Annotated in this window: 13 protein-coding genes; 4 read left to right on the top strand and 9 right to left on the bottom strand. The window is 49.1% G+C overall.

Translation table 11 applies throughout. The features are described from left to right. Nucleotides 1-28 precede the first annotated feature (28 nt). The 5 genes from U2F10_RS21150 to U2F10_RS21130 all read right to left on the bottom strand — a co-directional run bounded on the left by U2F10_RS21150 (nt 29) and on the right by U2F10_RS21130 (nt 3,303). A complete protein-coding gene (locus tag U2F10_RS21150; RefSeq protein ID WP_499867562.1) occupies nt 29-529 on the bottom strand; it encodes a GNAT family N-acetyltransferase in 501 nt (166 codons plus the stop codon). An 81-nt stretch (nt 530-610) separates the two neighbouring features. Beyond that, the gene (locus U2F10_RS21145; RefSeq protein WP_499873185.1) at nt 611-1,192 is read right to left on the bottom strand and encodes a J domain-containing protein; all 582 of its coding nucleotides are present in this window, start codon (nt 1,190-1,192) and stop codon (nt 611-613) included. Between the two features lie 147 nt (nt 1,193-1,339). Beyond that, on the bottom strand, nt 1,340-1,936 hold the full coding sequence (locus U2F10_RS21140) for an ATP-dependent Clp protease proteolytic subunit (protein ID WP_163662312.1): 597 nt from the start codon (nt 1,934-1,936) through the stop codon (nt 1,340-1,342). Between the two features lie 33 nt (nt 1,937-1,969). Further along, complete coding sequence (locus U2F10_RS21135) at nt 1,970-2,608, bottom strand: ATP-dependent Clp protease proteolytic subunit (protein WP_499867565.1); 639 nt, start codon at nt 2,606-2,608, stop codon at nt 1,970-1,972. A 2-nt stretch (nt 2,609-2,610) separates the two neighbouring features. After that, the gene (locus U2F10_RS21130; protein WP_163662316.1) at nt 2,611-3,303 is read right to left on the bottom strand and encodes an ATP-dependent Clp protease proteolytic subunit; all 693 of its coding nucleotides are present in this window, start codon (nt 3,301-3,303) and stop codon (nt 2,611-2,613) included. Nucleotides 3,304-3,693: 390 nt separating this feature from the next. Here U2F10_RS21130 and U2F10_RS21125 point away from each other — a divergent pair, with 390 nt between their 5' ends. Beyond that, entirely contained in the window at nt 3,694-4,923 is a 1,230-nt protein-coding gene (locus U2F10_RS21125) for a vWA domain-containing protein (protein WP_499873184.1), read from the top strand. A gap of 573 nt (nt 4,924-5,496) precedes the next feature. Beyond that, complete coding sequence (locus U2F10_RS21120) at nt 5,497-6,549, top strand: dipeptide epimerase (RefSeq protein ID WP_163662320.1); 1,053 nt, start codon at nt 5,497-5,499, stop codon at nt 6,547-6,549. Here the strand turns inward: U2F10_RS21120 and U2F10_RS21115 are convergent. Continuing rightward, the gene (locus tag U2F10_RS21115; RefSeq protein WP_499873183.1) at nt 6,542-7,474 is read right to left on the bottom strand and encodes an SH3 domain-containing protein; all 933 of its coding nucleotides are present in this window, start codon (nt 7,472-7,474) and stop codon (nt 6,542-6,544) included. The two genes, U2F10_RS21120 and U2F10_RS21115, sit on opposite strands and share 8 nt — an antisense overlap. Nucleotides 7,475-7,582: 108 nt before the next feature. Further along, on the bottom strand, nt 7,583-7,888 hold the full coding sequence (locus U2F10_RS21110) for a TMEM14 family protein (RefSeq protein ID WP_163662324.1): 306 nt from the start codon (nt 7,886-7,888) through the stop codon (nt 7,583-7,585). Between the two features lie 18 nt (nt 7,889-7,906). On the opposite strand from U2F10_RS21110, the gene U2F10_RS21105 reads away from it, so the two are divergent. Then, nucleotides 7,907-9,199, top strand: coding sequence for an ATP-binding protein (locus tag U2F10_RS21105; RefSeq protein ID WP_163698638.1), 1,293 nt, complete (start codon nt 7,907-7,909; stop codon nt 9,197-9,199). A gap of 4 nt (nt 9,200-9,203) precedes the next feature. Continuing rightward, complete coding sequence (locus U2F10_RS21100) at nt 9,204-10,508, top strand: TAXI family TRAP transporter solute-binding subunit (protein WP_163662328.1); 1,305 nt, start codon at nt 9,204-9,206, stop codon at nt 10,506-10,508. A 25-nt stretch (nt 10,509-10,533) separates the two neighbouring features. Here the strand turns inward: U2F10_RS21100 and U2F10_RS21095 are convergent, their stop codons facing one another. Continuing rightward, nucleotides 10,534-11,511: a GDP-mannose 4,6-dehydratase gene (locus tag U2F10_RS21095; RefSeq protein ID WP_163671574.1), complete on the bottom strand. Its 978-nt coding sequence runs from the start codon at nt 11,509-11,511 to the stop codon at nt 10,534-10,536. Nucleotides 11,512-11,706: 195 nt separating this feature from the next. Beyond that, nucleotides 11,707-11,985, bottom strand: a complete 279-nt coding sequence (locus U2F10_RS21090; RefSeq protein ID WP_499873310.1) for a GDP-mannose 4,6-dehydratase — start codon at nt 11,983-11,985, stop codon at nt 11,707-11,709. Between the last annotated feature and the right edge of the window lie 32 nt (nt 11,986-12,017).

Here is a 12,017-nt window from a genome sequence, read left to right as displayed (position 1 = left end):
CGCCTCTACAAATTGATTTTATGGAGTTTTACCGTTTTGGCAAAGCGAACCAATTGTCCCAACTCAAATCCCGCCCCGGAAAACCGACCGATGCAAACGGCCATGCATCGTCTAACCATTGACGCACAGTAGCCAACAAACGATCTTCTAGGCCACTAACCAATTCACTTTGCCGTGCCCACAGCAGAGCATAGGCATCATAGCCCTGGCGATCTGAGGGATAAAAATACACACAGCCCAGGCAGCGGCTTTCATCCGGACTCATCATTGTATAAGCAAAAGAGGTGCGCCGCTGAAATTCTTTTTGATGCCAGCCCAGGTCAATTAAATCCTGCTCTAAGGTCAAACCATCTGGCCAAGTACTGGGGGGCGGAAAAATCCCCTTCAGATGGTCAGCACTGGTGATAACTGCCTCAAAGTCTTTCACCACATCATTAACCGTCAGCATTCGTAGACGATACTCATCGGTTTCCAGCACCGCTGGCACATCAAAATCTGACGGAACAAAGGAAGAAGTCGAAGTACCCACGTTAAAACTGCTGTTTTAGTACTTTTAGAATTTTTAGCACGCTGTAGAGCTGATTGCAGGCCCAATTAAAAATTACAACTGCTATCTCAAGCGTTGTTCAATGGATTGGAAATCGCGGTTAATTTCAACCCAGAGAGATTTATTTAAAGGGTCCGTTTTTAGAGCTTTATCTAAATAAATGCGGGCTTTTCCTAACTGGCCTTGGGTGATCAGCTGACGGCCCCAACGTTGGTAGGTGATGGCCTGCCACTGACGAACTTCTGGGTCTTGGGTGATGCGCTGAGCAAGGCCCTCCACAAGTGCGATCGCACGCGGATACTTCTGCTGTTTGAACAACATCTGCAATTGCCGATAGGAATCTTGCTTCAGCTTTTGCTCATGATCCGATAATCCTGGATTCGTTTGAACCGGACTAGGTTCTTCTTCTACCGGAGTCTTTGCCACCACAGCGTCCTCTTCTTGAGGTTCCTCATCAGGCTGCAATATCTCCAGCAATGCGTCGTAGGCTTTAGTCACCTTGATGAAACGATCTTGAGCCCCTTGATCATCAGGATTAACATCTGGATGATACTTACGCGCCAACTTACGATAGGCGGCCTTGACATCATCAAATGATGCCCCCGTTCGTAACCCTAATGTGCGGTAATGATCAGCTAGCCCCATTTCACCCAATAACTGCTTCAGATTCTGCCATTAAAACGCAGAACATGACGAATATTACGCCACGCTTGGAAATTTAGGTGAGAACCTAAATTTTTAGGCGTGGCCCATGAGTGTGGTGTGCAAAATGAAAATTAAGAGGCGCATCTATTACACACGCTCTTCAATTACCCGATCAATCAGACCATAGGCTTTTGCCTCTTCCGCCGACATAAAATTATCCCGGTCTGTATCCCTTTCAATTTGCTCAATCGTTTGGTTAGTATGCTCAGCCATCAAGCTATTTAAGCGACGCTTAATCTGAACAATGTGATTAGCCTCAATTTCAATGTCTGTTGCCTGACGCTGACCAACACCGCCCAATGGCTGGTGAATCATGATACGAGAATGCGGCAGCGCTAGACGCTTACCGGGAGACCCGGCACATAACAAAAATGAGCCCATGGAAGCAGCCAGCCCCACACAGATCGTAACGACCTCTGACTTGATATAGCGCATGGTGTCGTAAATTGCCATGCCAGCTGTAACCGAGCCACCTGGAGAATTGATATAGAGGTAAATCGGCTTGCTGGGATCATCAGAATCCAGATACAGCATATAAGCCACGATGGCATTAGCGATACCGTCTGTAACTTCTTCAGTTAAGAAAATGATGCGCTCACGAAACAGACGCTCGTATATGCTGATCCATTGTTCATAGGTGCTACCAGGAAGGCGATATGGAACGCTGGGAATACCGATAGGCATGGGGTTATAGGGGGTAAGGGGTTATTTCAAAAATTAAGCAGGTTTCTCAATCACCCGGTCGATCAAGCCATACTCAATGGCTTCTTGGGGGGTGAGGTAAAAAATCCGCTCCATGTCCTTATGGATCTTTTCTTCAGGCTGACCAGTGTTCTCACTTAGCAGCTGAGTGATCAATGCTGATTTACTCAGGACCTCGTCAGCATTGAGTTCAATATCCGTGGCTTGACCGCGGGTACCACTATAGGGATGCACTAGCGCGATAGACGAATTTGGCAGACTGGAGCGCTTGCCTTTGGCTCCGCAAGATAGCAATACAGCAGACATGCCAATGGCTTGGCCCATGCAGATAGTAATCACATCAGACTTAATATGACGCATGGTGTCGTAGATAGCCAGCCCCGAGGTAATGGACATCATGCCCGCTGAGCCGTCGGCCATTCCAGCCATAACGGGATCACCGAGGGAGTTTATATATAGATAGATAGGCTTACCAGGGTCTTCAGAATCCAGGTATAGAAAAGCCGATATCAGCGAATTTGCCACACCGTCAGTCAAAGGCTGATTTAAAAACAAGATGCGTTCTTGACTCATGCGGGTGTAAATGTTCACCCAAGTCCAACGTTGACTGCCAGGCAGGTTGTAGGGTACTCGAATAGGACGTTCTACAGACATGGCTACCCAATACCCGCTGGAATTTGTGTTGGCAAATCTTTCGTACTTTCTAGGACCCGATCAATGAGGCCATACTCCTTAGCTTCCGCAGGAGTCAGGTAGAACATACGATCCGTATCTTTCTGCAATTTTTCGGGCGTTTGTCCAGTGGAACGGGACAGAATATCGAGGGTTGCCTCACGGTTAGCCAGGACTTCCTTTGCACGAATTTGAATATCGGTAGCCTGGCCACGGGCACCCGTACGGGGCTGGTTTAGAACAATGGTTGCATTCGGCAAACTCGCTCGAAATCCTTTGGTACCCGCCGCCAAAATCATGGATGCTGTACCCATGGCTTGACCGATACAAATGGTATGGACCGGTGGGCGAATATAGCGCATGGTGTCACAGATGGCGAAGGCTTCGGTTTCAAAGCCAAGGGCATCACCGGTATACCAGGATGTTCCAGTGGAATTGATATAGAAATAGATAGGTTTATCGGGATCGTCAAATTCTAAATAGAGCAGCTGGGCAATGATCAGTCTGGTGACGTCCATACCCATTTGACGCTTGTAATCGTCTGACGACACTAGGGGCGTACCCAAGTAGACAATCCGCTCTTTCAGAAGAAGCGATTGTAGATCGGGAGGGGGAGTACGAAACGCGGCATCCCCGCCATAGTAAGGAGCCTGTACGGCTTTAATATTAGAACTCATAGACCCAGTTAGCCCTCTGCGGTGTCAGCTGTTCACCGTTCAACGTTTTAATTCAATGGGTGCGATGTCACGTCCCATTGACGTCTACATAGTGTAACTCGCTCTGAACAAGCTAGCAGGCTAGGAATTTGGGGGATATCCGCCCATGGAATGGGTCTTTTTAAGGAATTTTGCGTCAAGTTATGTAGCCCTATCTGCACGTTCCCCACATCTTGCCATCACACTATGTTTATCCCGACGGGAACATTAGCGTTTGAGATTGACTAGAGCGTTGTCTTTGGCAGTAATTTTTCGGCAAATTACGTCAATGCTTTAAGCACATTAGGGTGATGTATTTAGGGTGAATCTCCAGAACCATATCGATAGCACCATTGGTAGGGAAACGAATGTATGAAAGCTAACGTGCAGTGGTCCATTAGCGATCGCAACCTAGACACCGCTCAAACCAATAGCCAGCGCCACTTAGCCATTTCCGTCCAGGCCGCATCCAGTGGTGACCGTCCCCCCTTAAACCTATGTCTCATCCTCGATCAAAGCGGCTCCATGGGCGGCACTCCCATCAAAACCGTCCGCGCTGCTGCCAAGAAAATTGTCGATAACCTATCTCCCCAAGACCGCATTTCGGTGGTGTCGTTTGATCACGAAGCGCAGCTAATTGTCGCCAACCAGCCCACAACGAATCCGGATGCCATCAAACAAGCCATCGAAAGCATTCGCGCCGGTGGTGGCACCGCCATCGACGAAGGCCTGAAACTCGGCATCCAAGAAATCTCCAAAGGTAAAAGCGGCACCGTTTCTCAAATTTTTCTGCTCACCGACGGTGAAAACGAGCACGGCAGCAATGATCGCTGTCTCAAACTAGCCCAGATTGCCGTTAGCTATAGCTTTACCGTCAGCACCTTGGGCTTCGGTGACCATTGGAACCAGGATGTGCTGGAACAACTGGCCGATGCAGGAAACGGTAGCCTGACTTACATCCAAAATCCTGACACCGCCATTCAAGAGTTCAGCCGTCTCTTTAACCGTGTTCAGGCCGTCAGCCTTACGAATGCGTACCTGGTGCTGACATTACAACCTCAAGTACGGTTAGCAGAACTCAAACCCATTGCCCAGGTATTGCCAGAAACGATTGAATTAGACGTCCGTCGAGAAGGCGAGCAAGCCATCGTCCGTCTCGGAGATTTGATGGACAATACCCCCCGCGTTATTCTGGCGAACATCTACATTTCCCAACTACCCGCAGGCACCCATACCATTGCCTATGCTGCCATCCAGTATGATGATCCCACCTTAGGCAGCTCTCTATCCACTGATAAAGCCACTATCAATGTCACCGCTCAAACCGTTTATCAGCCCCAGAGCGATCCTCAGGTGCAGCAATACATCTTGGCCCTAGCCAAATATCGCCAAACCCAGATTGCAGAAACTAAGCTACAGGCAGGCGATCGCAGCGGAGCCATCACGATGCTTCAGTCTGCAACCCAAACTGCCCTGCAAATGGGCGACCAAAACGCCGCTACGGTCCTGCAAGAAAACGTCACTCAGCTCCAGACAGGTCAAGACCTGTCAGAGCAGGCCAAAAAGAAAACACGCATTGCCTCTAAAACCATTTTGCAATAGTCAACGAAATACACGTGAGGTTTAGTTTGCCAGCAGGGGAGATCGGTTGGGAGATTAAGTTTAGCGGCTCTATTTGTCGGGTAATGGCAAAATCAACTGCTCAGGGCTTGCCCCCCTGAAACCCCTTATCTGGGGAACTCAACTTCCCCAGGCCCCTTGCACAGGAGTTGGGCTGGTAAGTAGTATCTTATGGTGATTGCACTAGTGGCCGGTCAGGTAGTTACGCTGCTCCGCATTCGCTCCACACCGTAAAAGAAAAGTCATCCCCTTTCCCTTCAGAACCTTTCAACTAGAAAAATTCGACAAGGAAAAAACTATTTGAGGTAAAGCATAGATACCCCATGCTTTTTTAATTTTTCTGTGGCATGCCACAGAAAAATTAAAATCCACTCTACCGACCACTCCCTTTTCACGCATATCGGGACAACGTAATTATTTTTACGAGGGTTGTAGGGCGGCGTCCCGCCCTGCCCATAGGGGTGTGGGGAACTCGGAGGAGCCCCACGCAGGATCTAACACCTTTCGAGATACCCTAAAATCCCAACCCTTCAAATACCCCTTCAAAACCCACCTATGCACATCACCTACCACCCCATCACCCTCCACAAAAAAGTCCCCCTCACCATCAGCCGCGGCACCCGTTCCCAATCCACCAATCTCTTCATTCAACTCACCGACGACAACATCACTGGCTACGGCGAAGCCACTCCCTTCTCCATCGGCGACCAAACCCAAACCCCTGAAACCATCACCCACTCCCTCGACCAAATCATCGAAGGCATTTCCTTGTACCATCCCCTCGACCGACAAATCATCGAAGAAAGCCTCGACCAAATCGCCCCCTGCTCAGCCGCCCGCGCCGCCATCGACGTCGCCCTCTGGGACTGGCTTGGCAAAAAGGTCGGTCTACCACTATGGCAACTATGGGGATTAGATCCACAAAGAATTGGGCCAACCGCTGTCACCGTGGGCATTAATACCCCAGAAGGAGCATGCGATCGCATCCGCCGCTGGCATGCCGACTATCCTGATCTCCGCTCCATCAAAATCAAGCTGGGCAGCCCTGCTGGTATTGAAGCCGACCAAGCCATGCTCAGCGCCCTACAATCCGAATTTCATCCCCACGACAAAATCAGCGTTGATGCCAACGGCGGCTGGACTCTCGACAACGCCAAAACCATGGCCACCTGGCTCGCCGAGCGTAACATCACCTATCTGGAGCAACCCCTCCCCGTCAGCGCCAACCACCAGCTAGCCGAGCTAAAACAGCACTCACCATTACCCATTTTTGTCGACGAAAGCTGCTTCACCAGCCAAGACATCATGCCCTTAGCGCAGCATATCGACGGCATCAACATTAAACTAATGAAATCCGGTGGCCTCACCGAAGCCCATCGCATGATCCACACTGCCCGCGCCTGTGGCCTCAGCGTCATGTTTGGCTGCTATTCCGACAGCACTCTCTCCAATACAGCCTTAGCTCAGCTATCGCCCCTCGCCCATCACCTCGATCTCGACAGTCATCTTAATCTCAAGGATAATCCCTGCTGCGGAGCCACCTTGGAATTAGGTCGCCTCATGCCGAATAACCAGCCAGGCTTAGGAGTCACACACCTGGTTACTTAATCACCACACGCATGGAATAAACCGCATCCGCCCAGGTTGGCCGCACATGGATACGATAACGCCCCGTACTACTCTTAGGCAAAGGGCCAGACCAATCTGTTGATGTCGCTCCAACATAATCACCGATCAGATGTAGCCAGTAGTCAGCTTCTTCAGAATAAATCTGGAAAACAGCATTCTCATCCCCGGCTTGTAACGAAACAGACAGCTCTTGTCCCGCATCTGCAAAAAAGAAATATTCATGCTGAGAGCCTTGGGTCACAGTTTTCTCCCAAATCACCGCCTCATTGGTTCCTGGAGCAAACTGAAGCGTTTCACTACTGCTAACTGGCGCATCGACATAGGTTATGCCAATGTCTGCAGCTGTATCAATATCGGACCGATCAATCTCGATCACATCATCTCGGACCCAACCCTCTACCCCAGACTGAGTGAACTGTACAAAATACCAAACATGTCCCTGGTACCTGGCTGTGGCTTCCAACACCGTCACCTCATCTCCTGGAAGCCCATAGTGAGGAGACGCTGATGCTGTGGTTGGCTGTGTTCGAATATTGATGCGGCTATGATCATCCTGACTGCGTAGAACCCCTTGACGCTGGGGGACCATCACATAAACTTTGATGCCAGGATCTTGAACAGACAGCTGTTTTGCGATCTCTGTGACGCCAGGATCTTGAACAGATGACTGTTTTGCGATCGCTGTCTGGGCTGCTGACTCAGTTGGTGGGTCTTGAGTCTTAACGCTAACGGGTAGTTGCTGACTGGTAGCTTGTACCGTTGCTGCCACTGAAGCCTCTTGATCAGCCGTTGTTGAACGACTGGCAGCTACCTGGGTTGACGCGTTTCCCTCAGATAGATGGGTCTGACAACTGACAACACTCAAACAACAAAATAAACAGCCTACCCCTTTGATAACGCCCATCAAAACACTCGTAGTATGCGACTGTCTCAAAGTGCCCAATGGGGGCTGCTGGCTATAGGATAAAGACTGTCTCAAGGTGCCGGAGGGCTGCTGACTATAGGATGAAGACTAGCCAGCAAAGACCCCAATTAATGTGATCACTCCCCCCATGACCATCAGCCCAGCAGGCATAAACTTTTTAGTTTTTACCAATCGAATAATAAACACGATTAAGAGCAACAGGGTGACAATCTTGACCACCCAAAGACCGCTGGCAATGCCTTGCGCGGCTCGCAGTGCCCCGATCAGTAAAAGTAGCCCACTGACAATGCCAGAAATTAACGACGGCAAACTACGAGCCTTAAGGTAGCCAACAATACCACCCACTACAGCAAGGATTCCATAGATCAATGCGATGATAAGTCCTAATGACATAGTGCAAAGGGATTGAGGATGAAGGAATTTGGGGCAGCAACCATCGCTCAGTACCGACAGCAGACGGCCTCGCTCTTACTGTATCAGGCTGTTCTCAACGATACCGTAGGTCAAACATTCTTATCGTTGTTAGAAGCCCTCAGCACCAGCAAAGGTCTGACCAACGAACGAGCCCAGTGCCTCACTGCCTATGGCAAATGGTTTCAAGCATTGGCCAACACAGGCAAAAGCTGGGGAGGCCATCTAGTTGAGCGGATGTTGATTGCCGATAATGCGTTTACTCAAGCGGCACAGCGCTTAACGATGGCGAAACTACCCGTACCTCTCATAGCAGCAGCCCGCCACGATCTAAACATTCTCCAAAATCTATACGGCCTATCTCCCAGCTATGTCAGCCAGTGTGTGCAAACCGCCTGTCAGCTTCCCCAAGCACCGGTTGTATGGTCTTTAATGCCCGAACCGTTGCCAGTGGACTTGTCACCAGATTGGTCAGCAGGCATCGACAATCTCGTGACTTATTATCAACATCAAGGCACAGGCAAGTTTGGTCAGTTCCGTGGCTTTCGTTGGCAGCAAGGTCAACTCCTGGGCATCACTGAGCCAGATCCCATTCGCTTGGAGGATTTGGCTGCCTATGACGGCCCTAAAGATGCTCTAGTGAAAAATACCGAATTTTTGCTGGCCGGGTTTAACGCCCTCAATGTATTACTATACGGCAGTCGAGGAGCCGGTAAGTCATCCTTAGTCAAAGCATTGCTCACTGAGTATGGTGACCGTGGCTTGCGTCTGATTGAGGTTGCCAAAGCAGACCTGTATGACCTGCCGACGATTGTGGAATCCCTGAGACCCCAACCGCAAAAGTTCATTATTTTTGTCGACGATCTTTCCTTTGAAGAAGACGATGATGCATTCAAAGCACTCAAGGTTGTACTAGAAGGTGGTCTGACTCGACGTCCCCAAAATGTAGTGGTTTATGCCACCTCAAATCGACGCCATCTCGTGCGAGAGTTCTTTGCTGATCGGCCCCGTCCTCGGGATGCAGATGAGCTCAAATCTTGGGATACAGTCCAAGAAAAGCTCTCCTTTAGTGATCGTTTTGGCCTTACCCTGACGTTTGAAGCCGCTGACCAACCGATGTATCTAGACATTGTGCATCACTTAGCAAAACAGGTTGGGCTAGACCTATCGCTGGAGGATTTGGACTATCGAGCGAGACAATGGGCCACCCGTCACAACGGACGTTCCGGACGTAGTGCTCGACAGTTTATAGACTTTCTATCGGCAGAACTCGCGTTGGATACGGAGAAATAGAGGCATGGGTAAGTGGGGATGCTGGGGGTTAGGTCTCGTGGTTTTGGTGAGTGTAGGGGTTGCGATCGCATCCATCACCAAACTCATCCAAGAACAGAACCGTATCTACACCATTCGCCTGGCCACAGGCAGCCCTACCGGTGAATACTACGCCTTTGGTCAAGCCATTGCCCAAGTCACTGAAGCGAACGAACCTAAGATCCGCGTTGAAGTCGTCGCATCTCCAGGGTCAAATCAAAATATGGACGATGTCCACACCCATACCGTTGATCTCGCCCTGGTACAAAATGACACCCCCACCCAACGCAATGTGCGCGCCATTGCCCAGCTGTACCCTGAGATGTTTCATCTCATTGCCAACAAAGATGCCAACATCAACAATCTGACCGACCTAAAGGGCAGACGTATTGCCCTAATGCCTGAAGGCAGTGGTTCCTACAATCTTTTCTGGCCCCTCAGTCAACACTATGGCCTCACCAAAAACGATTTTCAATTTCAACCCATGGGCGTCACTGAAGCCCACACCGCCCTGCAAAACGGGACCGTCGACGCCTTGTTCCGTATTATTGGTCTGGGCAACAGCAGCGTTGCTCAACTACTGTCCAATGAACAGTTCAAGCTAGTCCCTATAGACCAAATCGGCGCGCTACAGCTAACTCAACCCTACCTAGAATCCACCATCATTCCTAAAGGTAGCTACGATGGCGGCACTCCTATCCCGTCTGAAGATTTACCTGTCGTTTCTGTCAGCGCATTACTCATTGCCAATGTGGATGCCCATCCTGATGTTGTTAAAACCATCACTCGCATTCTCTACGAACATCGCAGTGAGCTAATCCGCATCAATCCGCGGACGGCTAATATTCAATCTCCAGAAAACAGCCAAAACCTTGGATTTCCACTCCATGAAGGTGCTCGCGCCTATTACACCCAAGACAATCCTAGTTTTTTAGTCACCTATGCTGAATCCATTGGCCTGTTAATGTCTATTAGCATCTTAATCTGCTCTAGCCTGTGGCAAGGTCGACAATGGTTCATCAGCAATCAAAAGGATCGCGCCGACCGCTACAACCTAGAAATTCTGGACCTGATTGAAAAAATAGAACAGGCCCAAGATTTTGATGAACTACAAAACCTACGACAACAACTCCTAGAAATCCTTAGAAAAGTTGTCGTCGATCTCGACATTGACAAAATCTCTCCAGAATCCTTCCAATCCTTTACGTTTCCCTGGGAAGTAGCTAATACAGCCATTCGCCACCAAGAAATCATCTTAAGTGGGCGTACTGCCCACAACTCCAAGAATTAAGTGACAGATATTAACCTACAGCCATCTAATCTCCATAGGAGTCAGCCGTTAGTTCTTTAAGTTCATTATCAACCATTGCCTCAACTAATTTAGAAAAAGAGTAATTGGGCTGCCATTGAATTTCGCGTTTAATCTTATCAATGGCACCAGCCAGCACAACGGGCTCATCTGGTCGATAAAAAGCAGGATCAATGGAAACGTAATCTTGCCAATTTAAACCAACGTAAGAAAAGGCACAGTCTACAAGTTCTTTAACCGAGTGGGTCTCACCACTAGCAATAATATAGTCGTCCGGCTTCTCCTGCTGCAGCATCATCCACATGGCATTAACCACATCTTCCGCATGGCACCAGTCACGCCGAGCCTCCAGGTTGCCCAGCCGCAATTCATTCGCCAAACCTAACTTAATCTTTACTGCACCGCGAGTAATCTTACGAAACACAAACTCTGCCCCCCGCCTGGGTGACTCATGGGTATATGTAATGCCACAGCAAGCATAGAGATCGTATTTCTGACGATAGTTAATCGTCATCCAGTGGGCATAGGCTTTAGCTACACCGTAGGGATTACGGGGTCGAAATGCCGTACGTTCGGTCTGTGGAGACTCATCCGGCTGCCCAAATACCTCACTACTGGAGGCTTGGTAAAACCTTGCATCCGGCTTACAACGGCGGATCGCCTCTAACAACCGAGACACACCAATAGCTGTATATTCTGCTGTCAGCGCAGGTTGTGTCCAAGACAGCGGTACATAGCTCTGGGATGCAAGGTTATAAATCTCATCTGGCTGCGCCTCATCAATGGCGTCCATCAACGAAAACTGATCGAGCAGATCACCTGAAATAATTCGGACCTTATCAGCAAAGTGACTAATACGTCCAAAACTACTAGAACTGGAACGACGCACCATTCCGTATACGTTGTATCCCTTACTAAGCAGTAGCTCTGCCAGGTAAGAGCCATCTTGTCCCGTCAATCCGGTAATCAGCGCTGTTTTAGCCACTACATCTCCCATGCACAAAAATTGCAACTATAAAAGCATGGCTAGGTTGCCCACAACCATGCCCATATTGTACGCAGGCATGCCCTTAGGATTCTGATTGCTCTACTCGGTCTCCATATAGGGCTGCATAAAAGAATGTTGATACATATTAAGTCGAAACGCTTCCAGCAGGGTAAACGTACCCACTACATTAGTTTACACAAACGCTACAGGCCCAGGTATGGAAGGAACTACATGGGATTCAGCGGCAAAGTGCACAACAGTATCGATTTCATGAGTAGTTAGGAGATCGTCTACTAGCTGCTGGTTACAGATATCTTCCTGAGTCAGCTGAAAATTCGCCTGACTCTCAAAGTCTTTTGGTGTGGAACGATTACCTGTATAAGTCAAGGCATCTAAAACTATTATTTTCCCAGATTCGCCATGGAAATGATGCACAAAGTTAGAATCAATAAACCCTGCACCACCGGTAATGAGTATTTTTTTGTTCCACAGACTCCATTATT

Source organism: Leptothoe sp. EHU-05/26/07-4 (genome assembly GCF_043421015.1).
Classification (GTDB): domain Bacteria; phylum Cyanobacteriota; class Cyanobacteriia; order Phormidesmidales; family Phormidesmidaceae; genus Leptothoe; species Leptothoe turfae.
This window is presented reverse-complemented; position numbering and strand designations above follow the sequence as displayed.

What these genes read in the sequence shown, in the direction of transcription:
- U2F10_RS21145 (WP_499873185.1), bottom strand. Translation starts at nt 1,192, where the DNA reads ATGGGGCTAGCTGATCATTACCGCACATTAGGGTTACGAACGGGGGCA.
- U2F10_RS21140 (WP_163662312.1), bottom strand. Translation starts at nt 1,936, where the DNA reads ATGCCTATCGGTATTCCCAGCGTTCCATATCGCCTTCCTGGTAGCACC.
- U2F10_RS21135 (WP_499867565.1), bottom strand. Translation starts at nt 2,608, where the DNA reads ATGTCTGTAGAACGTCCTATTCGAGTACCCTACAACCTGCCTGGCAGT.
- U2F10_RS21130 (WP_163662316.1), bottom strand. Translation starts at nt 3,303, where the DNA reads ATGAGTTCTAATATTAAAGCCGTACAGGCTCCTTACTATGGCGGGGAT.
- U2F10_RS21125 (WP_499873184.1), top strand. Translation starts at nt 3,694, where the DNA reads ATGAAAGCTAACGTGCAGTGGTCCATTAGCGATCGCAACCTAGACACC.
- U2F10_RS21120 (WP_163662320.1), top strand. Translation starts at nt 5,497, where the DNA reads ATGCACATCACCTACCACCCCATCACCCTCCACAAAAAAGTCCCCCTC.
- U2F10_RS21115 (WP_499873183.1), bottom strand. Translation starts at nt 7,474, where the DNA reads ATGGGCGTTATCAAAGGGGTAGGCTGTTTATTTTGTTGTTTGAGTGTT.
- U2F10_RS21110 (WP_163662324.1), bottom strand. Translation starts at nt 7,888, where the DNA reads ATGTCATTAGGACTTATCATCGCATTGATCTATGGAATCCTTGCTGTA.
- U2F10_RS21105 (WP_163698638.1), top strand. Translation starts at nt 7,907, where the DNA reads ATGAAGGAATTTGGGGCAGCAACCATCGCTCAGTACCGACAGCAGACG.
- U2F10_RS21100 (WP_163662328.1), top strand. Translation starts at nt 9,204, where the DNA reads ATGGGTAAGTGGGGATGCTGGGGGTTAGGTCTCGTGGTTTTGGTGAGT.